The 24,028-nt window shown below is 62.0% G+C and carries 22 protein-coding genes; 18 read left to right on the top strand and 4 right to left on the bottom strand.

Going from position 1 to position 24,028, the window contains the following annotated elements:
• Positions 1-63: 63 nt before the first annotated feature.
• The 12 genes from M5B97_RS05440 (at position 64) to madM (ending at position 14,956) form a co-directional block, all read left to right on the top strand.
• On the top strand, positions 64-5,865 hold the full coding sequence (locus M5B97_RS05440) for an Hpt domain-containing protein (protein ID WP_248730950.1): 5,802 nt from the start codon (positions 64-66) through the stop codon (positions 5,863-5,865).
• Entirely contained in the window at positions 5,858-6,313 is a 456-nt protein-coding gene (locus M5B97_RS05435; protein WP_123717181.1) for a chemotaxis protein CheW, read from the top strand. The genes M5B97_RS05440 and M5B97_RS05435 overlap by 8 nt, the downstream gene beginning before the upstream one ends.
• Positions 6,314-7,080: 767 nt before the next feature.
• Positions 7,081-7,500, top strand: coding sequence for a hypothetical protein (locus M5B97_RS05430; RefSeq protein WP_248730949.1), 420 nt, complete (start codon positions 7,081-7,083; stop codon positions 7,498-7,500).
• Positions 7,501-7,826: 326 nt separating this feature from the next.
• Entirely contained in the window at positions 7,827-9,497 is a 1,671-nt protein-coding gene (gene mdcA / locus M5B97_RS05425) for a malonate decarboxylase subunit alpha (protein ID WP_248730948.1), read from the top strand.
• Positions 9,498-10,331, top strand: coding sequence for a triphosphoribosyl-dephospho-CoA synthase (locus M5B97_RS05420; protein ID WP_248730947.1), 834 nt, complete (start codon positions 9,498-9,500; stop codon positions 10,329-10,331). It begins immediately after the preceding gene.
• Entirely contained in the window at positions 10,331-10,630 is a 300-nt protein-coding gene (locus M5B97_RS05415; RefSeq protein WP_123717186.1) for a malonate decarboxylase subunit delta, read from the top strand. Before M5B97_RS05420 ends, M5B97_RS05415 begins: the two co-directional genes overlap by 1 nt.
• On the top strand, positions 10,623-11,465 hold the full coding sequence (locus M5B97_RS05410; RefSeq protein ID WP_134659159.1) for a biotin-independent malonate decarboxylase subunit beta: 843 nt from the start codon (positions 10,623-10,625) through the stop codon (positions 11,463-11,465). The genes M5B97_RS05415 and M5B97_RS05410 overlap by 8 nt, the downstream gene beginning before the upstream one ends.
• Entirely contained in the window at positions 11,462-12,232 is a 771-nt protein-coding gene (gene mdcE, locus M5B97_RS05405; RefSeq protein WP_248730946.1) for a biotin-independent malonate decarboxylase subunit gamma, read from the top strand. The genes M5B97_RS05410 and mdcE overlap by 4 nt, the downstream gene beginning before the upstream one ends.
• Positions 12,226-12,822 carry a malonate decarboxylase holo-ACP synthase gene (locus M5B97_RS05400; RefSeq protein ID WP_248730945.1) on the top strand — a complete coding sequence of 199 codons (597 nt, stop codon included), beginning with the start codon at positions 12,226-12,228 and terminating at the stop codon, positions 12,820-12,822. The genes mdcE and M5B97_RS05400 overlap by 7 nt, the downstream gene beginning before the upstream one ends.
• The gene (gene mdcH, locus M5B97_RS05395; RefSeq protein WP_134659153.1) at positions 12,819-13,718 is read left to right on the top strand and encodes a malonate decarboxylase subunit epsilon; all 900 of its coding nucleotides are present in this window, start codon (positions 12,819-12,821) and stop codon (positions 13,716-13,718) included. The genes M5B97_RS05400 and mdcH overlap by 4 nt, the downstream gene beginning before the upstream one ends.
• A 67-nt stretch (positions 13,719-13,785) precedes the next feature.
• Positions 13,786-14,190: a malonate transporter subunit MadL gene (gene madL, locus M5B97_RS05390; protein ID WP_123717191.1), complete on the top strand. Its 405-nt coding sequence runs from the start codon at positions 13,786-13,788 to the stop codon at positions 14,188-14,190.
• 1 nt (position 14,191) lies between these two features.
• The gene (madM, locus tag M5B97_RS05385) at positions 14,192-14,956 is read left to right on the top strand and encodes a malonate transporter subunit MadM (protein WP_123717192.1); all 765 of its coding nucleotides are present in this window, start codon (positions 14,192-14,194) and stop codon (positions 14,954-14,956) included.
• 49 nt (positions 14,957-15,005) lie between these two features.
• Here the strand turns inward: madM and M5B97_RS05380 are convergent, their stop codons facing one another.
• Complete coding sequence (locus M5B97_RS05380) at positions 15,006-15,926, bottom strand: LysR substrate-binding domain-containing protein (protein WP_123717193.1); 921 nt, start codon at positions 15,924-15,926, stop codon at positions 15,006-15,008.
• Between the two features lie 144 nt (positions 15,927-16,070).
• Here M5B97_RS05380 and M5B97_RS05375 point away from each other — a divergent pair, with 144 nt between their 5' ends.
• On the top strand, positions 16,071-16,688 hold the full coding sequence (locus M5B97_RS05375; protein ID WP_123717194.1) for a hemolysin III family protein: 618 nt from the start codon (positions 16,071-16,073) through the stop codon (positions 16,686-16,688).
• Between the two features lie 14 nt (positions 16,689-16,702).
• Here M5B97_RS05375 and M5B97_RS05370 read toward each other — a convergent pair whose 3' ends face one another.
• The gene (locus M5B97_RS05370) at positions 16,703-17,605 is read right to left on the bottom strand and encodes a LysR family transcriptional regulator (RefSeq protein WP_248730944.1); all 903 of its coding nucleotides are present in this window, start codon (positions 17,603-17,605) and stop codon (positions 16,703-16,705) included.
• A 106-nt stretch (positions 17,606-17,711) separates the two neighbouring features.
• Here M5B97_RS05370 and M5B97_RS05365 point away from each other — a divergent pair, with 106 nt between their 5' ends.
• The 3 genes from M5B97_RS05365 to M5B97_RS05355 are packed head-to-tail and all read left to right on the top strand — an operon-like array spanning position 17,712 to position 20,241.
• The gene (locus M5B97_RS05365) at positions 17,712-18,953 is read left to right on the top strand and encodes a D-amino acid dehydrogenase (RefSeq protein ID WP_248730943.1); all 1,242 of its coding nucleotides are present in this window, start codon (positions 17,712-17,714) and stop codon (positions 18,951-18,953) included.
• A gap of 9 nt (positions 18,954-18,962) precedes the next feature.
• Complete coding sequence (locus tag M5B97_RS05360; RefSeq protein WP_123717197.1) at positions 18,963-19,313, top strand: RidA family protein; 351 nt, start codon at positions 18,963-18,965, stop codon at positions 19,311-19,313.
• Positions 19,314-19,338: 25 nt separating this feature from the next.
• Entirely contained in the window at positions 19,339-20,241 is a 903-nt protein-coding gene (locus tag M5B97_RS05355) for a transporter substrate-binding domain-containing protein (RefSeq protein WP_248730942.1), read from the top strand.
• A gap of 134 nt (positions 20,242-20,375) precedes the next feature.
• Here the strand turns inward: M5B97_RS05355 and M5B97_RS05350 are convergent, their stop codons facing one another.
• Together M5B97_RS05350 and M5B97_RS05345 are read right to left on the bottom strand one after the other, a co-directional pair.
• Positions 20,376-21,095 (bottom strand): 16S rRNA (uracil(1498)-N(3))-methyltransferase, encoded by a 720-nt coding sequence (locus tag M5B97_RS05350; RefSeq protein ID WP_248730941.1) that lies wholly within the window; start codon positions 21,093-21,095, stop codon positions 20,376-20,378.
• A gap of 30 nt (positions 21,096-21,125) precedes the next feature.
• Complete coding sequence (locus M5B97_RS05345; protein WP_248730940.1) at positions 21,126-22,532, bottom strand: adenosylmethionine--8-amino-7-oxononanoate transaminase; 1,407 nt, start codon at positions 22,530-22,532, stop codon at positions 21,126-21,128.
• A 272-nt stretch (positions 22,533-22,804) separates the two neighbouring features.
• Between M5B97_RS05345 and M5B97_RS05340 the strand changes: the two genes are divergently transcribed.
• A complete protein-coding gene (locus tag M5B97_RS05340; protein WP_123717201.1) occupies positions 22,805-23,356 on the top strand; it encodes a cytochrome b in 552 nt (183 codons plus the stop codon).
• 32 nt (positions 23,357-23,388) lie between these two features.
• The gene (locus M5B97_RS05335; protein WP_134659141.1) at positions 23,389-23,985 is read left to right on the top strand and encodes a YceI family protein; all 597 of its coding nucleotides are present in this window, start codon (positions 23,389-23,391) and stop codon (positions 23,983-23,985) included.
• The last annotated feature ends 43 nt before the right edge of the window (positions 23,986-24,028 follow it).

Genomic DNA, 24,028 nt, shown 5'->3' with positions numbered 1-24,028 from the left:
GCTCTCCATGGCTGTCGAAATCCTGGCAACACCAGCAATTCATGAATTCTAAGCGGAGCAGTTATGGTTGATCGGCACGACTACGTGGCCCTCGAATGGGTCAAGGGCGACATTGCCGAAACCTTGAAACAGGCTCGTTCTGCGCTGGACGCGTTTGTCGAAACCGGCGACGGCGACACGATCGACGAGTGCCTGGCCGGCATTCACCAAGTGCATGGCGCGCTGCAAATGGTCGAATTCTACGGTGCCGCCTTGCTCGCCGAAGAGCTCGAAGAGCTGGCCCTGGCGTTCCAGGCCGGGCGTGTCAGCCAGCGTGATGAAAGCATTCGCCTGCTGCAACAGGCCCTTGGCCAATTGCCGTTGTATCTGGACCGCGTCCATAGCGCCCGTCGTGACCTGCCACTGGTGGTGTTGCCGCTGCTCAACGACCTGCGCAGTGCGCGCGGTGAAAGCCTGCTGTCGGAAACCAGCCTGTTCAGCCCGCAACTGCTGACGATTGCACCGTTGCCCGATGAGGTCCTGGCGCAACGTGCTCCGCCTGAGCTTCACGAGCAACTGCGCCAGTGGCACCAACTGCTGCAACAAGCCTTGGCCGGCCTGCTGCGTGAGGATCACGGCCCCAGCAACCTGGTGGACATGGCACGCGTCTTCGCGCGCCTCGAAGCGTTGTGCCAGGGCGCGCCGCTATTGCCGTTGTGGCAAGTTACTTCGGCGCTGGTCGAAGGCATGCTCACCGGTGTGATCGCCAACAGCCCGGCCTTGCGCAGCCTGCTCAAGGCCAGTGACAAACAACTCAAGCGCCTGCTGGCCCAGGGCATCGCCGGGATCAACCAGCCGGCGCCGGATGACCTGCTCAAGAGCCTGCTGTTCTACGTGGCCAAGGTCACCCGGCCGACGCCGCGTATGCAAAGCCTCAAGGAACGCTACGGCCTGGACGAAGCCTTGCCCGACAGCGCCGTGGTCGACGCCGAGCGCGCGCGCCTGGCCGGGCCGGATCGCGACGGCATGGGGTCGGTGCTCGGCGCTTTGTGTGAAGAGCTGGTGCGGGTCAAGGAGCGTCTGGATCTGTTCGTGCGCAGCGACCGCCAACACACCAGTGACCTCGATGCGTTGCTGGGGCCGCTGCGCCAGATTGCCGATACCCTGGCCGTACTGGGTTTCGGCCAGCCGCGAAAGGTGATCATCGATCAACTGGCCGTGGTACTCAGTCTTGTTCAAGGCCAGCGCGAACCCAACGACGCGGTGTTGATGGACGTTGCCGGCGCCTTGCTGTACGTCGAAGCCACACTGGCGGGTATGGTTGGCACCGTGGAACCGCAAAGCCGCGAAGAAAGCCGTCTGCCCACGACCGACCTGACGCAGATTCACCAACTGGTGATTCGCGAATCCTGCCAATGCCTGAGGCAAGCCCAGGAACTGGTCATCGACTGCATCGAAGCCCACTGGGATCGCCAGCGCCTCGAGTCGCTGCCGCAACTGTTGAGCCAGGTGCGCGGTGCGCTGGCGATGATTCCCCTGCCGCGGGCGGCCAGCCTGATGCGAGGTTGCTCGAATTACGTCGATGAACAGTTGATGGTCAGCGACAGCCCACCCTCCGAGGCGCAGCTGGGGTACTTTGCCGAGGTGATCAGCAGCCTGGAGTACTACCTGGAACGCATGCTCCAGGATCCTGATGCTTCGGGTGAACGGGTGCTGGAGCTGGCGACCCAAGGCCTTGCCGCGCTCGGCTACCTGCCTGCCGAAAAGCCTTGGCGCCAGGCGCTGGTCGCGCCCGATGGGGCATTGTCGGCCGAGAACATCTCCAGCCAGTCTCAGTTCGATGCGTTGGCCAACCCTGCCTCGCGCTTGAACCCGCCGGCCCTGCACCGTCCCGGTAGCTTGCTGCCGCCGCCGGCCGACGAAGAGCCGATTGACGATGAGCTGCGCGAGGTCTTCCTCGAAGAAGTCGACGAAGTGCTCGACGTGCTGCATCGCCATCTGCCGGACAGTGCCGACAAAACCGCCCAGGGCGAAATGCGCCGTGCCTTCCACACCCTCAAGGGCAGCGGTCGCATGGTGCGCGCCCTGGTACTCGCCGAGCTGGCCTGGGCGGTGGAAAACCTGCTCAATCGCGTGCTGGAACGCAGCGTGGCCCCTGGCATTGAAGTGCAACAGGTACTGGATGAGGCGGTGGCCCTGTTGCCGACATTGGTCGCCGATTTCGCCAACGACGAGCAGCGCCAGCGCGATGAAGTCGACGCCCTGGCCGCCCGCGCCCATGCCCTGGCCAGCGGCGCCAGGCCCCATGACCCTATGTTGCTGGAAATCTTCCGCAACGAGGCCCAGAGCCATCTGGACAGCCTCAACCACTTCCTGCAACAAGCCTCCGAGCACATGCCGCTGCAGGTCAGCGATGAGTTGCAACGCGCCCTGCACACGCTCAAAGGCAGCGCCTACATGGCCGGCGTGCTGCCCATCGCCGAACTGGCGCGCCCCCTTGACCACCTGACCCGTGAGTACAAAGCCCATCGCCTGCCGTTGGACCTGGACGAGGTGGAGTTGCTGCTGGAAGCCGAAGGCTTGTTTCAGCGTGGGCTGAGCGCCTTGGACAGCGACCCCCTGGCGCCGATAAAAGGCGCGCAGGCGCTGATCGGCCGCATTCAAAGCCTGCTCGATCATCAACTCCAGGCATTGCTCGAAGCACCTACCGGCCTGCGTATCAAGCGCGACCCGCAACTGATCAGCAACTTCCTGGCCCAGGGCATGGATATCCTGCTCGACGCCGAAAACCTGTTGCGTCGCTGGCAGCAGCATCCTGGCGAGCGTCAGGAACTGACGGCGCTGCTGGACGAGTTGACCACCCTGGGCGAGGGCGCGCACGTCGCCGACCTGCACAGTATCGACGAACTCTGCGAAGCCTTGCTCGACCTGTATGGCGCCGTGGAAGAGAGCAGCCTGGCGGTCAGCGAACGGTTTTTCCAAGAGGCCGAGCAGGCCCATGAAGCGCTGATCAACATGCTCGACCAACTGGCCGCCGGCCAGGAAATCAGCCCGGCGCCGGCACGGGTCGAGGCCTTGCGCGAATTGCTGGATGAGGCCCTCGACCCATCCGCCACCGGCCTGATCAAACGTGACGGCAGCCACGCCTTGAGTATTACCGAACTGGGCGCCGCGACTGCACAGCTGGATCACGACACGGCCATGGACGATGAGCTCGTCGAGATCTTCCTGGAAGAAGCGGTCGACATCCTCGACAGCGCCGGGCAGTCCCTCAAACGCTGGTTGCTGGAGCCCGGCAGCGCCGCGCCCTTGTCGTCATTGCAACGCGATTTGCACACCCTCAAGGGCGGGGCGCGCATGGCCGAAATAGGCCCGATCGGCGACCTGGCGCATGAGCTGGAAGGCCTTTATGAAGGCCTGGTGGACCGCCGCTACAGTTATTCCACCGAGCTGTCCCAAGTGCTGATGGCCTGCCACGAACGGTTGGCCTTGCAACTCGAAGAGCTGCAACACCACCAGCCCTTGAGCGACAGTACCGAACTGGTCGCCAAGCTGCGCGCCTTGCGCCAGGGCGGTACTGCGACCCTTGCCGCCCCGGCGCCGCGTACCCAGGGCGCCGACCCGGAACTGCTGGATATCTTCCTCGAAGAGGCCGCCGACATTCTCGAAAGCTCCTGCAGTGCACTGGCGCGTTGGCAGGCCGAGCCGAATAATCGTCAGGAAGTCGAAACCCTGCTGCGCGATCTGCATACCCTCAAGGGTGGCGCACGCATGGTCGAGATCGGGCCGATTGGCGACCTGGCCCATGAGCTGGAGTTTCTCTGCGAGGGGGTATCCGCCGGCCAGCTGGCGCCGTCCCCCGAGCTGTTCGCGTTACTGCAAGGCTGTCATGACCGGCTGGCGCAGATGATCGACGCCGTAGCGGATGGGCTGCCGGTGGGTTCGGTGGACAAGCTCATCGGGCGCATCAAGAGCCTGGTGCAACCCGGCGACGAACCGTTGGTAGCGGTCGCCTTGCCCGGCGGCAAGACCGAAGCGGCCGTCGACCCGGCGGCGGACATGGTGAAAATCTCCGCCGACCTGCTGGACGATCTGGTTAACCTGGCCGGCGAAACCTCGATCCTCCATGGTCGTATCGAGCAGCAAGTCAATGACGCGCGCATCGCCCTTAATGAGGTGGAGACCACCATCGAGCGCATGCGCGACCAGTTGCGCCGCCTCGACACTGAAACCCAGGGCCGCATCCTCAGCCGCCAGCAGGCCGAGGCTGAGCGCCTGGGCTATGAAGAATTCGACCCGTTGGAGATGGATCGCCATTCGCAATTGCAGCAGCTGTCGCGGGCGCTGTCCGAGTCAGCGTCCGACCTGCTGGACCTCAAGGAAACCCTCGACCGCCGCAATCAGGACGCTTACGACCTGTTGCAACAACAAGCACGCATCAACACCGAGTTGCAGGAAGGCTTGATGCGCACGCGCATGGTGCCGTTTGAACGCATGCTGCCGCGCCTCAAGCGTATCGTGCGGCAGGTGGCGGAGGAGTTGGGCAAGGACGTGGAATTTGTGGTCGGCAATGCTGAAGGCGAGATGGACCGCAACGTGCTGGAACGCATGGTCGCGCCGCTGGAGCACATGTTGCGCAACGCCGTCGACCACGGCCTGGAGTCCCGCGAGGTGCGGCTTTCGGCCGGCAAGCCGGAAAAGGGTCGCATCACCCTGGACCTGACCCACGAAGGTGGCGACATTGTCTTCGACATGCGCGACGACGGCGCCGGGGTGCCCTTGGACGCGGTGCGACGCAAGGCGATCAAGCGCGGCCTGCTCGCCCCTCAGCAGGAAATCAGCGACCGCGATGTGTTGCAGTTCATTCTGCAGCCAGGCTTTTCCACCGCGGAAAAGATCACACAGATTTCCGGGCGCGGGGTGGGTATGGACGTGGTGCATGAAGAAGTGCGCCAGCTGGGCGGCTCGATGGTGATCGACTCGACACCGGGCATGGGCGTGCACTTTCGTATTCGCCTGCCGTTTACCGTATCGGTCAACCGCGCGCTGATGGTGCAATGCGCCGACGATCAATACGCGATCCCGCTCAACACCATTGAAGGGTTGGTGCGTGTGCTGCCCCATGAGCTGGCCGGGCACTATCAGCAAGACCCGCCGTTTTATGAATACGCCGGCCAGCGCTACGAACTGTTCTACCTTGGCGACCTGTTGCACACCGTCGCCCGCCCGAAGCTGCTCGGCCAATATCAGCCCGTACCGGTGCTGCTGGTGCAATGCAATGAACGTCACGTGGCGGTGCATGTGGATGCCATGGCCGGTACGCGAGAGATCGTGGTCAAGGGCCTGGGGCCACAGTTCGCAGGCGTGCAGGGCTTGTCCGGCGCGACTATCCTGGGTGACGGTCGCGTGGTGCTGATCATCGACTTGCTCGCGCATATCCGCGCCCGGCAGCCGGCCTTGCCGGCCCAGGTAGTCGATGCCCCGCTGATGCTCAACGACCCGCAAAAAAAGCGCCCGCTGCTGGTATTGGTGGTGGACGACTCGGTCACTGTGCGCAAAGTCACCAGTCGCCTGCTGGAGCGCAACGGCATGAACGTGCTCACCGCCAAGGACGGCATCGACGCCATTGCGGTGCTCGATGAACACACCCCGGACCTGATGCTGCTCGACATCGAAATGCCGCGCATGGACGGCTTCGAAGTGGCGATCCAGGTGCGCAACGACCCGCGTCTGATGCGCCTGCCGATCATCATGATCACCTCGCGCACCGGCCAGAAACACCGCGACCGCGCCATGGCCATTGGCGTCAACGACTACCTCGGCAAGCCGTATCAAGAGTCGGTGCTGCTGGAAAGCATCGCCTATTGGAGCAAGTCCCATGCTTGACCACCGCGCCAGCCAAGTCACCGGCCTGCTGCTGCCCCTGGCGGACCGCCATCTGGTGCTGCCCAACGTCGCCGTGGCCGAACTCATCGACTTCCAACGCGGAGAACCGGCCAGCGATGCACCGCCGTGGTATTTGCGGCAAGTCAGCTGGCGTGATCGGCAGTTGCCGTTGATCAGTTTTGAAGCGGTGTGCGGTGAAGCCATCGTCACGAGCGAACGCTCGCGGATCGTGGTGCTGAATACGCTGGGTGGGCGGCCGACATTGAAGTTCATTGCGATGGTGATTCAGGGGATTCCCCGCTCGTACAAGCTCGACAGCCAGTTGAGTTATGTGGATGTACCGCTGTGCCCCCTGGAGTTGGCGGCGGTGCAGGTGGGGGAGCATGTGGCGAAGGTACCGGACTTGATGGGGCTGGAGGCGCTGCTGGTCGAGTCCGGCCTGGCCTGACGTGCTCTGTTTTTTTAAGCCTTGTACGAATCAAAGTATGGGGCAGGCCTGAGGCCCTTCAGTCAGTTAAAGCGCGACGCTGTCACTGTGGTGAGGGTGCTTGCTCCCGCTCGGCCGCGCAGCGGCCGCAAAAATGGGCCTGCTACGCAGTCCAACGGGAGCAAGCTCCCTCGCCACGGGAAGTGCTTTTGTCTTGAGTAATGTGGGTGGGCTCTCGGATTTTTCCTGCGAAATTTGGGGCCGTGCATGAACGTGTCGCGGTGTGGGGCAGGCCTAAGGCCCTTCAGTCAGTTAAATTTGTGGCGAGGGAGCTTGCTCCCGCTCGGCTGCGCAGCGGCCGCAAAAATAGGCCTGCTACGCAGTCCAACGGGAGCAAGCTCCCTCGCCACAGGAAGTGCTTTTGCCTTGAGTAATGTGGGCGGGCTCTCGGATTTTTCCTGCAAGATTTGGGGTTGTGCATGAACGTGTCGCGGTGTGGGCAGGCCTGAGGCCCTTCAGTCAGTTAAAGCGCAACGCTGTCACTGTGGCGAGGGAGCTTGCTCCCGCTCGGCCGCGCAGCGGCCGCAAAAATGGGCCTGCTACGCAGTCCAACGGGAGCAAACTCCCTCGCCACGGGAAGTGTTTTTGCCTTGAGCAATGTGGGCGGGCTCTCGGATTTTTCCTGCAAGATTTGGGGCCGCTCATGAACTTGTCGCGTGCAGTCAGCGCGCCTAGTCTTCGTCCCGTCATCACCGAAAGCCAGCATTGGATCAAAGGGGGTATCGAATATGCCAGGACCCAAGGGTTTTAAGTGGCCGGTCCAGGGCTTGCTCAACGGGCTGTTGGTGGTGTGTCTCGGATACTTGGGCGTTGGATGGTTGATGAGCCCAGGTCCACCGGAGTTGGATGAGGTCGTGCTCAAGTACTCCTTGAATAACGGAAGCTCCATTTACGGCGCGCGGAATAATCAGGGGGGCGCTACGGCGGGCTTTTCCTACAGGTACTACGTCCACAAGGATCTGGGCAGTGATCAAGAAATACTCACGACATTGGTGTCGGCGCATCCTTTTCTGAAAACCAAAGAGCCTGATGTCCAAGTGAATCGGGTGGACGGAGTCATCCATCTCATTGTTCGTGGGGGGATCTATGAATACCGTAGCTACCCGCTTGAAGAGTTGGGGGCGGTGAGCATCGACATGAAGTTGTAGGCCGGCTGGCTTCGGATTTTTCCTGCGCTGCTTTATGGCGGCTGCGCGCAGGAGGTCTTCGGACCTGCTGGGTGTCCTGAACAGGCCCGGTCTTGCACACCTGCGCACGGTCGCCACCCTTACTCGCGTGCAAGCGAACGGTAGCGCTCTGATGTACAGCGTCCGCGCGCAAGCCCGCACACACATTTTGATCTTCACTTGTCTCAATGCCAGTGTTTGCTGATCTTCCGTTACTCCAGCCGTAACGATCCACCAACAAGCTTGATTGATGGCCTCTTCAATCACTCCTAAGGTAAGCCCACGACAGCAATCCCCGTGGAGCGACCATGACGACAACAACTACCCCCGACTCGCGCTGGACGCGGCGGCGCGACGAGAAGCAGCGGCGTCTCGGGCTGGTCAAGCATTATGCGGACGGGGCCGTGCTGCCCAGTGACAGGATCGTCCAGGCCCTGGAAGCCCTGATCCTCCCCGGCGACCGCGTGGTGCTGGAGGGCAACAACCAGAAACAGGCTGATTTCCTCTCGCGCTCCCTGGTCAAGGCCGACCCGGCCAAGCTCCACGATTTGCACATGATCATGCCCAGTGTCGGCCGTTCCGAGCACTTGGACCTGTTTGAAAAAGGCATCGCACGCAAGCTGGATTTCTCTTTCGCCGGCACCCAGTCCCTGCGCATCAGCCAATTGCTGGAAGACGGCCTGCTGGAAATCGGTGCGATTCACACGTACATCGAGCTCTATGCGCGGCTGGTGGTGGACCTGATTCCCAATGTGGTGCTCTCTGCCGGTTTCATGGCCGACCGCGCCGGCAATATCTACACCGGCGCCAGCACCGAGGACACTCCGGCGCTGATCGAGCCCGCTGCGTTCAGCGATGGCATCGTTATCGTGCAGGTCAATCAGTTGGTGGACGACGTTACCGACTTGCCCCGCGTGGATATTCCGGCGAGCTGGGTGGATTTCGTGGTGGTGGCCGACAAGCCGTTCTACATCGAGCCGCTGTTCACCCGCGACCCGCGCCACATCAAGCCGGTGCATGTGCTGATGGCGATGATGGCGATTCGTGGCATCTACGAAAAACACAAGGTGCAGTCCCTCAACCACGGCATCGGATTCAACACAGCCGCCATTGAGCTGATCCTGCCCACCTACGGCGAATCCCTCGGCCTCAAAGGCAAGATCTGCCGCAACTGGACCCTCAACCCACATCCCACCCTGATCCCGGCCATCGAAAGCGGCTGGGTCGAAAGCGTGCATTGTTTCGGCACCGAGCTGGGTATGGAGAACTACATCGCCGCGCGGCCAGATGTGTTTTTTACCGGCCGTGACGGCTCGATGCGCTCCAACCGGATGTTCTGCCAACTCGCCGGCCAATACGCGGTGGACCTGTTTATCGGCGCCACCCTGCAAGTGGATGGCGATGGACATTCCTCCACCGTGACCCGTGGTCGTCTCGCAGGGTTTGGTGGGGCGCCGAACATGGGGCACGATCCACGCGGTCGTCGTCACGGCACCCCGGCGTGGTTGGACATGCGCCACGACGACGCGCCGGAAGCCTTGCTCGAGCGCGGCAAAAAGCTTGTGGTGCAAATGGTCGAGACCTTCCAGGAGGGGGGCAAGCCGACCTTCGTCAACACCCTCGACGCGGTGGAGGTCGCACGTAAAAGCGGCATGCCCCTGGCGCCGATCATGATCTATGGCGACGACGTCACCCACCTGCTCACTGAAGAAGGCATCGCCTACCTCTACAAGGCGCGTTCCCTGGAAGAGCGTCAGGCGATGATCGCCGCCGTCGCAGGCGTAACGGCCATCGGCATGCGCCACAACCCCAAGGACACCGCACGCATGCGTCGTGAAGGGTTGATCGCCCTGCCCGAAGACCTCGGTATACGTCGCACCGACGCCACCCGCGAACTGTTGGCCGCCAAGAGCGTGGCCGACCTGGTGGAATGGTCCGGTGGTTTGTACAACCCGCCCGCCAAGTTCAGGAGTTGGTAAATGCGCGCACTCAAACTGCATGAACTGAGCCTCGCCGAACGCCTGGCCGACCTGGCCGTCGACGCGCTGATCGATGAAGCCGACCTGTCACCCAAGCCCGCCCTGGTGGACCGTCGCGGCAACGGTGCCCACCGCGATTTGCACTTGGGCCTGATGCATGCCTCGGCGTTGTCGCTGTGGCCGACGTTCAAGGCGATGGCCGAGGCGGCCATCGAGTTCGGTGAAGTCGGTGTGCCCCTGCGCGAAGCCCTCGGGCGGATTGGCCGTGAAGGTGAGCAGGCAATGCTCGTTACCACCCAAGGCGTGAATACCCATCGTGGCGCAATCTGGGCGCTCGGCTTGCTCACCGCCGCCGCAGCCTTGGAACCACGCGCTATAACGCTGAATGCCGCCAGGCTGGCCCTGCTCAACGACCGTTATGCCCCGCAGCCTTTGAGCCACGGCGCACAAGTCGCCCAACGCTACGGCGCGCGCGGCGCTCGTGAAGAAGCCCAACTCGGTTTCCCTTCGGTGATGCAACGCGGCCTGCCGCAACTGCACAAAAGCCGCCTGCAAAACGTCGGTGAGCAGAACGCTCGCCTGGATGCCTTGTTGGCGATCATGACCGAGCTGGCCGACACCTGTGTGCTCTACCGTGCCGGCCCTGAAGGTATCAGCGCAATGCAGCGGGGTGCCCGAGCCGTGCTGGATGCCGGTGGCAGTGCCACCCTCGCCGGGCGCCGCCGGCTGCACGAGTTGGACCTTCAACTGCTGGCCCTGAATGCCTCCCCGGGCGGTGCTGCCGACCTGTTGGCCGCCTGCCTGTTTATCGACCGCCTCGACGGAGCGTTGTGATGGAAACCTTATCCTTTGAATTCCCCGCCGGGCAGCCGCCCAAAGGCCGTGCGCTGGTGGGATGTGTCGGTTCGGGAGACCTGGAAGTGCTGTTGGAGCCGGGTACGGCGGGCACGCTGACGATTCAGGTGCAGACCTCGGTGAATGGTGCTGAACAGCGTTGGCGCCATCTGTTTGAGCGGATTTTCCAGGAGCAGACGCCACCGGCGTTGAACATTGATATTCACGACTTCGGCGCTACACCCGGCGTGGTGCGCTTGCGCCTGGAGCAGGGTTTCGAGGAGATCGGCCATGACTGACTTGCTCGCTAAACACAGCTTCGTTGAATTGGGTGCTCGGCAGCGGGCCAAGGCGCTGCTGGATACCGGTTCGTTTCGCGAACTGATCGACCCGTTCCAGCGCGTGATGTCGCCCTGGCTCAGTCGCCAAGGCGTGGTGCCCCAGGCCGACGATGGTGTGGTGATCGCCAAGGGCAGCATCGCCGGGTTGCCGGTGGTGATTGCGGCCATCGAAGGCAATTTCCAGGGTGGCAGCCTCGGTGAAGTCGGTGGCGCCAAAATCGCCGGCGCCCTGGAGCTGGCGGCCGAAGACAACCGCAACGGCGTACCCACGCGTGCCGTGTTGTTGCTGGAAACCGGTGGCGTGCGCCTGCAGGAGGCCAACCTGGGCTTGGCCGCTATTGCTGATATCCACGCAGCGATTGTCGATCTGCGTCAGTACCAGCCAGTGATCGGAGTGGTGGCCGGCAGTGTCGGTTGCTTTGGCGGTATGTCCATCGCGGCCGGGCTGTGCAGCTACCTGGTGGTCACCCGCGAAGCACGCCTGGGCCTGAATGGCCCGCAGGTGATCGAGCAGGAAGCGGGCCTGGATGAGTACGACTCCCGCGACCGGCCTTTCATCTGGAGCCTCACCGGTGGTGAGCAGCGCTTTAACAGCGGCTTGGCCGACCGCTATGTCGCGGACGATGTGAAGCAGATTCAGCAAACCGTTACTGCGCTGCTGCAACAAGGCTTACCCGCTCGACAGCGCAGCCGCCAGACCGAGTACTACCTGGCGCGCCTGGCCGAACTGGATGCCACACCGCAGATCGATCCGGCGACGGTGCGCGAGCTGTATCAAGGAGAACGCCCATGAGAGGGTTGCAGTGGTTCAACGCATTGAGCGCCGGGGCGACGCCTGTTGAAGGTTTGCCGGCTTCATTGAGGGTCGCCGACGGCGTATTGAACGGGCAGGCCGTGCGCTTTATCGCCGTGGTCACCGACCCACAAAACCGCTTTCCCCGTGCACGCAATGGCGAGGTCGGTTTGCTCGAAGGCTGGGGCCTGGCCAAGGCCGTGGATGACGCCATTGCCGGCGGCGACCAGCGTCCGATCATCGCCATCGTCGATGTACCCAGCCAGGCCTACGGTCGTCGCGAAGAGGCACTCGGTATTCATCAAGCCCTGGCTGCCGCCGCCGATAGCTACGCCCGCGCGCGGTTGGCTGGGCATCCGGTGATTGCGCTGCTGGTGGGCAAGGCCATGTCCGGCGCGTTTCTCGCCCACGGTTATCAGGCCAACCGGCTGATCGCCCTGCGCGACCCGGGTGTGATGGTGCATGCCATGGGCAAGGCCTCTGCCGCGCGGGTGACCCTGCGCAGTGTCGAAGAATTGGAAGCCCTGGCCGCCAGCGTGCCGCCCATGGCTTATGACATCGACAGTTATGCCAGCCTCGGTTTGCTGTGGGAGACCTTGTCGGTCAGCCAGATTGAACAGCCTACCGAGCAGGATGTGGTGCGGGTCAGCGATTGCCTGGTGAGTGCCATCAAGGGCATCGATGGACGCGACTTGAGTGGACGCCTGGGCCAGGCCAATCGCGCCGCTTCCCGTCATGTACGTGAACTGCTGCGGGAGCAATGGTGAACGCTCACGATTTGCTCTGGGGCATGACCCCGGCGCACCTGCCCGTTGATGCGCCCACCTGGGTGCGGGACGCGATCAGCGCCGGTCATCCGGTGGTGGTGCGTCGCGCCATCACCGAGCCGGACGCTGTGGCGGTCGGTGTGCGTGGGCGTTTGCGCGAGCAACGTTTTGCGACGGTAATGCCCCGGCAATCGGTGCAGCGCAGGGTCACGCCACAAGCACTGCGTGACGTGCGTTCATCGCGAGATTTGCCCGCGTTGCGCGCGCTCGATCAACTGCGTCCGTCGCTGGCGTCATGGGACTGGGGTGTCAGCGGCAGCGCCGGCTTTGAATTGGCCACCGGCATCGAAGCGCTGCATGCCCAAAGCGATCTGGATTTGATCCTGCGTACGCCTGAACCGTTTGATCGCAATGATGCACGGAGCCTGCTGGCGTTGTTGGACACGGCAGTGTGCGCCGTGGACCTGCAACTGCAGACGCCATTCGGTGCGGTCGCTTTACGCGAATGGGCTGGCCCGTCACGCCGAGTGTTGTTGAAAACCGCCAGCGGTGCGCACCTCGTGTTCAACCCCTGGCAGGCCGCGGCATGAGCAGCCTGCTGGTGTTTCCGGGGCAGGGCGCCCAACGGCCGGGCATGCTCCAGCAAATGCCGGGCGTTGTCCTGGATGAAGCCAGTCATGCCTTGGGTGAAGACGTTCGCCAGCTCGACTCCGCCCAAGCCCTTGAGTCGACGCGCGCCGTGCAACTGTGCCTGTTGATCGCCGGCGTGGTCTACGCCCGCCAGTTGCAACACACACCCGACTATGTGGCGGGCCTCTCCATTGGCGCCTATCCGGCGGCGGTTATCGCCGGCGCCCTGGACTTTGTCGACGCGGTCAAACTGGTCAGCCTGCGCGGTGAACTGATGCAGCAGGCTTACCCTCAAGGTTATGGCATGACGGCGATCATCGGCCCGCAGTTATCCACCGTCGAAGCCTTGCTGGCAGATATCCACAGCCCGCAAACCCCGGTGTACTTGGCCAATATCAACGCCGACAACCAGACCGTCATCGCCGGCAGTCATGCGGCGATGCAGTGTGTCGCCGAACGCATCAAAGGCAACGGCATTGCCAAGCGCCTGGCCGTGAGCGTGCCGTCGCACTGCGCACTGCTGGAGCAACCGGCCCAGGTGTTGGCGCAAGCCTTCGTTGCGCTCAAGACGCCGCGCATCACCTACCTGAGCAGCACCCGCGCCCGACCTATCCACAACCCCGAGCAGCTGCGCGATGACCTGGCCTTCAATATGTGCCGCATCGTCGATTGGCGCGGCACCGTGCAAAGCGCCTACGAGCGCGGCGTGCGCCTGCAGATCGAATTGCCTCCGGGCTCCGTGCTGACCGGCCTGTCACGCCGCGTGTTCGAGCAAGGCACGGTGATCGCCTATGAAGGCGCGCGCCTGGACACCTTGCAGGCCCTGCTGCAAGAGGAGGAGCGCCGCCACCGATAAAGCCCCACCCAAGGCATTCGAAGCACAAAAACAACAATTTCGATCGAGCACTTTGAGGACAACAACAATGATTATCTACGGTGTGGCATTGCTGGCGATCTGCACGCTTGCGGGCGTGATCATAGGCGACATGCTTGGCGTGTTGCTGGGTGTCAAATCCAACGTGGGCGGGGTGGGCATTGCGATGATCCTGCTGATCTGCGCCCGTCTGTGGATGCAAAAACGCGGCGGCATGACCAAGGACTGCGAGATGGGTGTGGGCTTCTGGGGCGCCATGTACATCCCCGTGGTGGTGGCGATGGCCGCGCAACAAAACGTGGTCACGGCCCTGCACGGCGGGCCGGTGGCGGTACTGGCGGCCATTGGTTCGGTGGTGGTGTGCGGTTGCACGATTGCCCTGATCAGTCGCACTCATAAGGGGGAACCGTTACCCGATGAAGAGCCGCTGATCGCGCCGGCGGGAGGTCGCTGATATGTGGGACCTCATTGAGAAAGGTCTGGAACATAACGGCCTGGTCACCGCCTTTGCCTTCGTGGGTGTGGTGATGTGGGTTTCCGTGGTGCTGTCCAAGCGCCTGACCTTCGGGCGCATTCATGGCTCGGCGATTGCGATCGTCATAGGGCTGGTATTGGCCTGGGTCGGCGGCACCCTCACCGGCGGGCAGAAAGGCCTGGCCGATGTGGCGCTGTTCTCCGGCATTGGCCTGATGGGCGGGGCAATGCTGCGTGATTTCGCCATCGTTGCCACGGCGTTTGAAGTACAAGCCACGGAAGCCCGCAAGGCCGGGTTGGTCGGCGTGATCGCGTTGCTGCTGGGCACGGTGCTGCCGTTTATCGTCGGCGCCAGCATGGCCTGGGCCTTTGGTTATCGCGATGCGGTCAGCATGACCACCATCGGTGCCGGCGCGGTGACCTACATCGTCGGCCCGGTGACTGGCGCGGCGATTGGCGCGACGTCGGATGTGATGGCGTTGTCGATTGCCACCGGCTTGATCAAGGCGATCCTGGTGATGGTCGGCACACCGGTGGCGGCGCGTTGGATGGGCTTGGATAACCCACGTTCGGCGATGGTGTTCGGCGGCCTGGCCGGCACGGTGAGCGGAGTGACGGCGGGGTTGGCGGCGACGGATCGGCGGCTGGTGCCTTATGGTGCGTTGACTGCGACGTTCCATACCGGGCTTGGGTGTCTGCTCGGGCCTTCGGTGCTGTACTTCATTGTGCGTGGTTTGGTCGGCTGACCTCAGGTTTGTCTGGCGCTATCGGGGGCTTGCCCCCGATAGCGGAGTCTCAGGCTGTCACCCGCCGGTTGGCGTACATCCGACACTCCGCCAGCAACGCGAGCAGATTCGGGTCTCGCTCCTTGGCCTTCAAGAAGACCACACCAATATGCTGCTGCAACCGATACCTGGGTTGCAGCGGTATCAACTTCACCCGGTTCTCGTACACCGCCGCAATCCGCCCCGGCAGCAGGGCATACCCGACCCCCGAACTGACCATGCTCAATAACGTGAAGATGTCATTTACCTGCATCGCCACCTTTGGCTCGAACCCCGCCTGCTTGAACACGCGGTTGCCATCCTGATGGGTAGCGAAGCCATGGGTGAGGGTGATGAAGGTGGCGTCGCGAACGTCGGCGAGGTCGATCTGCTGTTCGCGATCGAACGGTGAATCGGCCGGGGTGGCGAGGAATATGTCATCGCAGAACAGCTCGATCTGTTCGCAGTCAGGGTCGTTGGCGTGTTCGTCGAGGGAGATGAGAATCGCGTCCACCTCCATGTTCTTGAGCTTGTAGAGCAGGTCGAAGTTGGAGCCCAGGATCAGGTCGATATTGAGTTCGCTGCGACGGATTTTCAGACCCATGATCAGCTGCGGCACGGTCTTCACGGTCAGTGAATACAACGCACCGAGCTTGAAGCGTTCGGCGGAGAAACCAGCGGCCTCACGGGTCAGGCGCACGCTGTCGACCACATCGGCCACCAGTTTCTGGGCGCGTTCTTCCAGCACATAGGCGCTTTCCAGCGGGGTGAGGTTGCGCCCTTCGTGTTTGAACAGCGGACAGCGCAGGGCATTCTCCAGGGAGTGGATGGCGCGGTGCACACTGACGTTGCTGGTTTGCAGCTCGGCGGCGGCACGGGCCAGGTTGCCGGTGCGCATGAACGCCAGGAAGATTTCCAACTTCTTGAGGGTGAATTCTTCGTCGATCAGCATGGCCGTGACTCTTGTTCGAATGCACTCGATTGTGCCCGCAAAACCGCGTGGCGTCCCCGGAACGTCACAAGACGCTTGCACTCTTATGCGCAAGACCGGAGGCTAACCCGCCAGTTGTTAACAGTCATAGGAGGTTGGTGACAGATGTACCACGGTGAACGATTCAACGCCTGGAGCCATTTGCTCGGTACAGTCGCGGCGTGTATTGGTGCAGTGTGGATGTTGGTGGTGGCGAGCCTGGATGGCAGCCCCTGGAAAATTGTCAGCGTGGCGATCTATGGCTTTACGCTGTTGGTGCTGTACAGCGCGTCGACCGTGTACCACAGCGTGCGCGGGCGACGAAAAGAGATCATGCAGAAGGTCGACCATTTTTCGATCTACCTGCTGATTGCCGGGAGCTACACGCCGTTTTGCCTGGTGACCTTGCGCGGCCCGTGGGGTTGGACATTGTTCGGTATCGTGTGGGGGCTTGCGGTGATCGGCATCCTGCAGGAGATCAAGCCGCGCTCCGAGGCGCGCATCCTGTCGATCGTGATCTACGCGGTGATGGGCTGGATCGTGCTGGTGGCCGTCAAGCCGCTGATCGCTGCGCTGGGCACGGCGGGGTTTACCTGGCTGGCCGCAGGCGGAGTGTTGTACACCGTCGGTATCATCTTCTTTGCCCTGGAGGACCGGCTGCGGCATTCCCACGGGATCTGGCATCTGTTCGTGATCGGCGGCAGCCTGCTGCACTTCGTGGCGATCATGCACTACGTGATCTGACGGCCGGCAGGGGCCTACAGTCTCTCCAGCAGCTCTCTGGCGCGCAGGCCAAAGATCTCCAGCAGCTTGGCCAACATATGCGGCGGCGGCTCGTCGCCACGGGTCAAGGCGTACAGGGTGATGGGCAGCGGCGGTGTGAGCGTGCGGATGCGGGTTGTGACAGTGGAGGCGCCAAGGGCCGTGAAAGGGTCGATGACGGTCAGGCCGGCGCCGGACTCGACCATGGCACGGGCCAGTGAGTAGGTCTGTACGGAGAGGGTCACCCGAGGCGCCGGGTCGACGTTTTCCAGGTAACTGTCGAGCTTTGTCGCCAGCGGGTCGGCGCTGGACAAGCCAATCAATGGCGCGCCGGCCAGGTCTGCCAAGGGTAACGGTTGACTCAACTCGGTTTCGGGCCAATAGCCTTTGGATGCCAGTGCCACCAGCACACCGTTGGCCAGCACCTGAGTGGTCAGCCCCGGATGGCCGGAGAAGTTGAGCGTCAGCGCGAGGTCGATCTCGCGCATCAACAGCTTCTGCACCAGTTCGCGGCTATGGTCGCTGGACAGTTCGCAGGCGATGTCCGGGTAAGCGCGTTTCCATTCAAGAACCGCCGGTGGCAACAACGACAATGCGAGTGCCGGAATTGCACCGATGCGCACGCTTTGCCCGGGTTCACGGCGCAAGCTCTTGGCCAGGCGCCGCACACCTTGCAGGCTCTGGGTGACTTTCTCCACTTCACTTTCCAGCGCCAGGGCTTCCGGGGTGGGCTGCAGTTTGCCGCGCACCCGCAGGAACAGCGGAAAGCCCAACTGCAATTCGGCGTGTTGCAACACCTTGGTCACCGCCGGTTGCGAGACATGCAGCAATTGCGCGGCGGCGCTGATGGAGCCGGTCTGGCGGATGGCCTGGAAGATTTCGATATGACGCAGGCGCATGGCAAGTCCATAACCTTTGTTTATAGGTAGCCCATCTTTATTCATTGTCGGTGGCCTGTCACCTGCCTCTACCCTTCAACCTCTTACTTCAAAGATGGGGGCGGGGATGGCCAGGCGAGTGTGCATCATTGGCGGTGGCGTCATCGGTTTGGCCAGTGCCTACGCGCTGGTGCGCTCTGGCCATGAGGTGACGGTGATCGAGGCACGCGACAGCCTGGGCAGTGAAACCAGCTTCGCCAACGGCGGGCAGTTGTCCTATCGCTATGTCGCGCCGTTGGCCGACGCTGGTGTACCCCTGCAAGCCATCGGCTGGTTGCTGCGCGGTGACTCGCCGCTGAAACTGCGCCCGCGTCTCGACCGCCGGCAATGGCGCTGGATGGCCGCGTTTCTTGGCGCCTGCCGTGGCTCGGTCAACCAGCGTAATGCCGCGCATCTGCTGCGCCTGGCGTGCCTGAGCCAGAGCACGTTGCAGCGGTGGCGCGAGGATGATCATCTGGACGGTTTCGACTGGCGGCGTAATGGCAAGTTGGTGACCTTCCGCCACGCGGCGACGTTTGAGCACGCGCGCAGCAAAGTCACGGAGATTCTCCAGCAACAGGTTCTGTCGGCTGCCGATTGCGTGCGCCTGGAGCCGGCCCTGGCGAGCGGTGATTTTGTCGGCGGCATTTACACACCGAACGAAGAAGTGGCCGATTGTCATGCCTTCTGCCGGCGACTCGCCGCGCGGCTTGAGGCGTCGGGCCGGTGCAGATTTTTAATGGGGCGCAGGGTGACTGCGATTCGCCATGCCAGCGGTGCGGTGCAGGCCATCGAGTTGGGTGATGAAGTGATGCCGGTGGATCAGCTTGTACTCGCTGCGGGCCATCGCAGTGCTGATTTGGGCTTGCCGGGGTTATCGCTGCCGCTGTACCCGCTCAAGGGCTATAGCCTGAGCGTGCCCATCGGCCCACAGCACCAGGCGCCGCAGGTGAGCATTACCGATTACGACCGCAAGATCGTCTACGCGCGCATCGGCGAGCAATTGCGAGTGGCGGCGATGGTGGACATCGTCGGTTTTGACGCCCGGCTTGAACCCAAGCGCCTGGCATTGATGAAGCGTCAGGCGCTGGAGACTTTTCCTCTGGCCGGCGACTACGCCCACGCGCTCGAATGGGCCGGCATGCGTCCGGCTACCCCGACCGGGGTGCCGCTGATCGGCGCCAGTGTTTATCGCAACCTATGGCTGAACCTGGGCCACGGCGCGCTCGGTTTTACCCTGGCCAGCGGTAGTGGCCAGCTCCTGGCCGAGTTGATTGGCCAGCACGTCCCTTCCATTGATATGCGGGGCCTGGCGCCCCGCGCTGCGTGAGGATGCTCCATGACCATCAGCCGAATCGACAGCAACGAGCGTCTCTCTGGAGCCGTCACTTTCAAGGACCTTGTGTTTATTTCGGGGCAAGTGCCGGGCGAAGGCCAGGACGTGGCGACACAAACCCGAGAAGTCCTGGCAAAGCTCGATGTGCTGCTGGCCCAGGCCGGCAGTGATAAGGACCATCTGCTCAATGCGACTATTTATCTGAAAGATATCGGCGAGGGTTTTGCGCCGATGAATGAAGTGTGGTCTGCGTGGCTGTCGCCAGGCCGGGCGCCAACGCGCACCACGCTGCAAGCGGAGCTGGCGCGGCCAAGTGTGCGGGTGGAAATCAGCGTGATCGCTGTACGTAAATAACCAGAAAAACCAACGGAGAATAACAATGAAAAAGATCCTGTTGAGCGGCTGCACCTTGGGGCTTTTATTGGGAGCACAGGCTTATGCGAACCAAGCGCCGTTGGACGGAACGCTGGGCAAGATCGCCGGCGCCCAATCCGTCACGCTGGGCTATCGCGATGCGTCTGTGCCGTTTTCCTATGTCGGAGATAACAGCGGCAAACCCATGGGGTATTCGGTTGAGTTGGCGAACAAGATCGTTGAGCGTATCCAGCAGAAAACCGGGGTGGCGGACCTCAAGGTGAAATACACCCTGGTGAACTCCCAAACCCGCATTCCCCTGGTGCAGAACGGCACCGTCGACCTGGAGTGCGGCTCCACCGGGGTGACGGCCGAACGGCAGAAGCAGGTGGCTTTTTCCTATGGTTTTATCTACGTGAAAGGCCAGTTGCTCACCGCCAGGGACAGCGGCATCAAGGGGTTCGACGACCTCAAGGGCAAGAACGTAGTGACCACCGCGGGCACCACCAACGAGCGCTTTCTCAAGAGCTATAACGCCGAGCACAAGGCCAATATGTTCGTGATCAGCGCCAAGGACCATGGCGAAGCGTTCAAGATGTTGGAGACCGGCCGTGCGGTCGCGTTCTACATGGATGACGCGCTGCTTTATGGTGAGCGCGCCAAGGCCAGGGACCCGCACCACTGGGTGGTGGTCGGCAAGGAGCAATCGAGGGAAATCTACAGCTGCATGGTGCGCAAGGACGACCCGCAGTTTCTTGCCGTGGTCAACGAAACCCTCGGTGACCTGTACCGCAGCGGGGAGATCAATGGGATTTACCAGCGCTGGTTTGAGCAGCCGATTCCGCCCAAGGGCCTGAACCTGGAATTCCCGATGACCCCTGAGTTGAAGGCGATTATCGCCAACCCGACCAGTGACCCTGTGGACTGATCTGAGTGCGGGCAGGGCGTGGTCCCGATAGCGGTGTGTCAAACACCTGCTTTTTCTGACCCGCTGCTATCGGGGGGCAGTGCGAATTGTTGCACTGCTCCTTGCACATTTTTGCTTGGGGTTGCCGCGCGGGCTCAGAAATCGCCCCACAGTTGTTGGGCAACGGTCAGCGCTACTACCGGCGCCGTTTCGGTGCGCAGCACCCGTGGGCCAAGGCGGGCGGCATGGTAGCCGGCGCTTTGGGCGGTTTCGACTTCGTTGTCCGTCAGCCCACCCTCGGGGCCGATCAGGAAGGCCAGGCTCGACGGTTTGGCGTGGCTGACCATCGGCTTGGCTACCGGGTGCAGCACCAGCTTCAGGTCTGCCTCGGTCTGCTTCAACCAGTCCGCCAACAGCAACGGCGGATGAATCACCGGCACCGTCGAACGCCCGCATTGCTCGCAGGCGCTGATCGCCACCTGGCGCCAGTGCAGCAGGCGTTTGTCGGCACGTTCGTCTTTGAGGCGCACCTCGCAGCGCTCGCTGAAAATGGGGGTGATCGCATTGACGCCCAGTTCGGTGGCTTTTTGAATCGCCCAATCCATGCGCTCGCCCCGGGACAGGCCCTGGCCGAGGTGGATGTGCAGCGGTGATTCGGTCTGGCCCGCAAAACTCTCGGTCAGTTGCACGGTGACGCGCTTCTTGCCGACTTCCAGCAAGTTGCCCAGGAATTCCTGGCCGGAACCGTCGAACAATTGCACGGCGTCGCCTTCGACCATGCGCAACACGCGGCTGATGTAATGCGCCTGGGCCTCTGGCAGCTCAACGTCGCCGAGGCTCAGCGGGGTGTCGGTGAAAAAGCGGGACAATCTCATTTCTGTTCTCTGGAAAAGGTGTGTCGGCAATCAACCCGGATCGCGAAAGCCCGGGTGAAAATCCTGTGGCACGGCGACGCTGACGCTGCTGCTGGTCGCAATATCGATGCCTTCGCTGGCCACCTCGGCAAGGAAGTCGATCTGCTGCGGCGTAATCACATAGGGCGGCAGGAAATACACCACGCTGCCCAGCGGCCGCAACAGCGCACCGCGTTCCAGGGCGTGTTCGAATACCTTCAGGCCACGGCGTTCCTGCCAGGGATAGGGGGTCTTGGTGGCTTTGTCCTGGACCATCTCGATGGCCAGCACCATGCCGGTCTGGCGGACTTCCGCGACGTGGGGGTGGTCAACCAAATGCGCGGTAGCGGTGGCCATGCGCTGGGCCAGGGCCTTGTTGTTTTCGATGACGTTGTCTTCTTCGAAAATATCCAGGGTTGCCAGGGCCGCCGCGCACGCCAGCGGGTTGCCGGTGTAGCTGTGGGAGTGCAGGAAGGCGCGCAGAGTGGGGTAGTCGTCGTAGAACGCGCTGTACACGTCTTCGGTAGTGACCACGGCGGCCAGCGGCAGGTAACCGCCGGTGAGGGCTTTGGACAGGCACAGGAAGTCTGGGCGGATGCCGGCCTGCTCACAGGCGAACAGGGTGCCGGTGCGGCCGAAGCCCACGGCGATTTCGTCGTGGATCAGGTGCACGCCGTAGCGGTCGCAGGCTTCGCGCAGCAGCTTGAGGTATACCGGATGGTACATGCGCATGCCGCCGGCGCCCTGGATCAGCGGTTCGACGATCACTGCGGCGACCGTTTCATGGTTTTCCGCCAGGGTCTGTTCCATGGCCTGGAACATGTTGCGCGAATGTTCTTCCCAGCTCATGCCCTCGGGGCGCAGGTAGCAGTCCGGGCTAGGCACCTTGAGGGTGTCGAGCAGCAGCGCCTTATAGGTTTCGGTAAACAGCGGCACGTCGCCTACCGACATCGCGGCGATGGTCTCGCCGTGGTAGCTGTTGGTCAGGGTGACGAAGCGTTTCTTGTTCGGCAGGCCACGGTTGAGCCAATAGTGGAAGCTCATTTTCAGCGCAACTTCGATGCAGGACGAACCATTGTCGGCGTAGAAGCACCGGGTCAGGCCTTCGGGCGTGATCTGCACAAGGCGCTCGGACAGCTCAATTACCGGCTGGTGGCTGAAACCGGCGAGGATCACGTGTTCAAGCTGGTCGACCTGGTCCTTGATGCGCTGGTTGATACGCGGATTGGCGTGGCCAAACACGTTGACCCACCAGGAACTGACGGCATCGAGGTAGCGCTTGCCTTCGAAGTCTTCCAGCCATACGCCTTCACCGCGCTTGATGGGGACCAGCGGCAATTGCTGGTGGTCTTTCATCTGGGTGCAGGGATGCCACAGCACCGCGAGGTCGCGTTGCATCCACTGGTTGTTCAAGCCCATCGGTTTTCTCCTCGAAGCGGTCCTGCGAACCACGCAGGCGAAACAATCGCGCAAGCCTATGCAATGGGCGGCCGCGTCACAACCCATTACGTACGAATAGGCAGTAAACACAGGACGGTCTGTCACGTTTCTTCTGGATAGTCCTTAATCCATTGTTAATTTAGGCTTCATACCCTCAATATCGTATTTCTCGATATTTCAAAGCGAAATTTTCCGCTTTAATTCGATAGGTAAATCGCTAGGCTTGGCACAGCTCTTACGGGATTAAGTACATGCAGCTACGCAATTCAGCGGCCCGCTATGGTTGGGTCAGTATCGTTTTGCACTGGGGTGTCGCTCTGGTGGTGTTTGGTTTATTCGCCCTGGGCTTGTGGATGGTCGGTCTCGACTATTACAGCGCCTGGCGCAAAGACGCACCGGATTTGCACAAGAGCATCGGCATTACGCTGTTCGCCGTCATGCTGGTGCGGATTGTCTGGCGCCTGGTCAGCCCGCCGCCGCCACCGCTGGCCAGCTACAGTCGTTTGACCCGTATCGGTGCCGCATTCGGGCACGCGTTTCTTTATCTCGGGCTGTTTGCCGTGATGATCGCCGGTTACCTGATTTCCACCGCAGACGGTGTCGGTATCCCGGTGTTTGGCCTGTTTGAGATTCCTGCCGTGGTTTCCGGTCTACCGGACCAGGCAGATAACGCCGGCGTGGTGCACCTGTACCTCGCCTGGGTGTTGGTGGTCTTCGCCGGTTTGCATGGCGTGGCTGCGTTGAAACACCACTTCATTGACCGTGATGTGACCCTGACACGAATGCTGGGGCGCAAAGCCTGATGTTCAACCTCGACTCACAAGGAATAGAAAGCATGTTGAAAAAGACTCTCGCCGCTCTGGCAATCGGTTCCGCCCTGCTGTCTGCCGGTTCGGCAATGGCTGCCGATTATGTAATCGACAAGGAAGGCCAACACGCCTTCGTCGACTTCAAGATCAGCCACCTGGGCTACAGCTACATCACCGGTACCTTCAAGGATCTGGATGGCAAGTTCAGCTTTGACGCCGCCAAGCCTGAAGATGCCAAGATCGAAGTCAATGTGCGCACTGCCAGCGTGTTCACCAACCACGCTGAACGTGACAAACATATCTCCAGCAAAGACTTCCTGGATGTGGGCAAGTTTGCCGACGCCAAGTTTGTCTCCACCAAAGTCACCCCTACCGGCAAGAACGCCGATGGCAAGGTCACTGCTGACGTAGCAGGCAACCTGACCCTGCTGGGCGTGACCAAGCCGGTTGTGGTCAAGGCCACTTTCCTGGGTGAAGGCAAAGACCCATGGGGCGGCTACCGTGCAGGCTTCGAAGGCACCACCACCATCAATCGCCAGGACTTCGGCAAGCAGATGGACCTGGGCCCAGCATCCAACAATGTTGAGCTGTATGTGACTTTCGAAGGTGTGAAAGCGAAGTAATTTTCGCCACGCACACAAAAATGCCCCGCATCTTTCGATGCGG

This window comes from Pseudomonas sp. MWU13-2517 (assembly GCF_023242545.1).
Lineage (GTDB): Bacteria > Pseudomonadota > Gammaproteobacteria > Pseudomonadales > Pseudomonadaceae > Aquipseudomonas.
Note: the sequence above shows the minus strand (reverse complement) of the source record. Positions and strands in the feature narration are given on the sequence as shown.

Bases quoted from the DNA above. Each gene is read 5' to 3' on its own strand.
- M5B97_RS05435 (WP_123717181.1), top strand. From the start codon at position 5,858: ATGCTTGACCACCGCGCCAGCCAAGTCACCGGCCTGCTGCTGCCCCTG.
- M5B97_RS05365 (WP_248730943.1), top strand. From the start codon at position 17,712: ATGGCCAGGCGAGTGTGCATCATTGGCGGTGGCGTCATCGGTTTGGCC.
- madM (WP_123717192.1), top strand. From the start codon at position 14,192: ATGTGGGACCTCATTGAGAAAGGTCTGGAACATAACGGCCTGGTCACC.
- M5B97_RS05370 (WP_248730944.1), bottom strand. From the start codon at position 17,605: ATGCGCCTGCGTCATATCGAAATCTTCCAGGCCATCCGCCAGACCGGC.
- M5B97_RS05350 (WP_248730941.1), bottom strand. From the start codon at position 21,095: ATGAGATTGTCCCGCTTTTTCACCGACACCCCGCTGAGCCTCGGCGAC.
- M5B97_RS05340 (WP_123717201.1), top strand. From the start codon at position 22,805: ATGCAGCTACGCAATTCAGCGGCCCGCTATGGTTGGGTCAGTATCGTT.
- M5B97_RS05415 (WP_123717186.1), top strand. From the start codon at position 10,331: ATGGAAACCTTATCCTTTGAATTCCCCGCCGGGCAGCCGCCCAAAGGC.
- M5B97_RS05440 (WP_248730950.1), top strand. From the start codon at position 64: ATGGTTGATCGGCACGACTACGTGGCCCTCGAATGGGTCAAGGGCGAC.
- mdcE (WP_248730946.1), top strand. From the start codon at position 11,462: ATGAGAGGGTTGCAGTGGTTCAACGCATTGAGCGCCGGGGCGACGCCT.
- madL (WP_123717191.1), top strand. From the start codon at position 13,786: ATGATTATCTACGGTGTGGCATTGCTGGCGATCTGCACGCTTGCGGGC.
- M5B97_RS05380 (WP_123717193.1), bottom strand. From the start codon at position 15,926: ATGCTGATCGACGAAGAATTCACCCTCAAGAAGTTGGAAATCTTCCTG.
- M5B97_RS05400 (WP_248730945.1), top strand. From the start codon at position 12,226: ATGGTGAACGCTCACGATTTGCTCTGGGGCATGACCCCGGCGCACCTG.
- M5B97_RS05375 (WP_123717194.1), top strand. From the start codon at position 16,071: ATGTACCACGGTGAACGATTCAACGCCTGGAGCCATTTGCTCGGTACA.
- M5B97_RS05345 (WP_248730940.1), bottom strand. From the start codon at position 22,532: ATGGGCTTGAACAACCAGTGGATGCAACGCGACCTCGCGGTGCTGTGG.
- M5B97_RS05360 (WP_123717197.1), top strand. From the start codon at position 18,963: ATGACCATCAGCCGAATCGACAGCAACGAGCGTCTCTCTGGAGCCGTC.
- M5B97_RS05335 (WP_134659141.1), top strand. From the start codon at position 23,389: ATGTTGAAAAAGACTCTCGCCGCTCTGGCAATCGGTTCCGCCCTGCTG.
- mdcA (WP_248730948.1), top strand. From the start codon at position 7,827: ATGACGACAACAACTACCCCCGACTCGCGCTGGACGCGGCGGCGCGAC.
- mdcH (WP_134659153.1), top strand. From the start codon at position 12,819: ATGAGCAGCCTGCTGGTGTTTCCGGGGCAGGGCGCCCAACGGCCGGGC.
- M5B97_RS05355 (WP_248730942.1), top strand. From the start codon at position 19,339: ATGAAAAAGATCCTGTTGAGCGGCTGCACCTTGGGGCTTTTATTGGGA.
- M5B97_RS05420 (WP_248730947.1), top strand. From the start codon at position 9,498: ATGCGCGCACTCAAACTGCATGAACTGAGCCTCGCCGAACGCCTGGCC.
- M5B97_RS05410 (WP_134659159.1), top strand. From the start codon at position 10,623: ATGACTGACTTGCTCGCTAAACACAGCTTCGTTGAATTGGGTGCTCGG.
- M5B97_RS05430 (WP_248730949.1), top strand. From the start codon at position 7,081: ATGCCAGGACCCAAGGGTTTTAAGTGGCCGGTCCAGGGCTTGCTCAAC.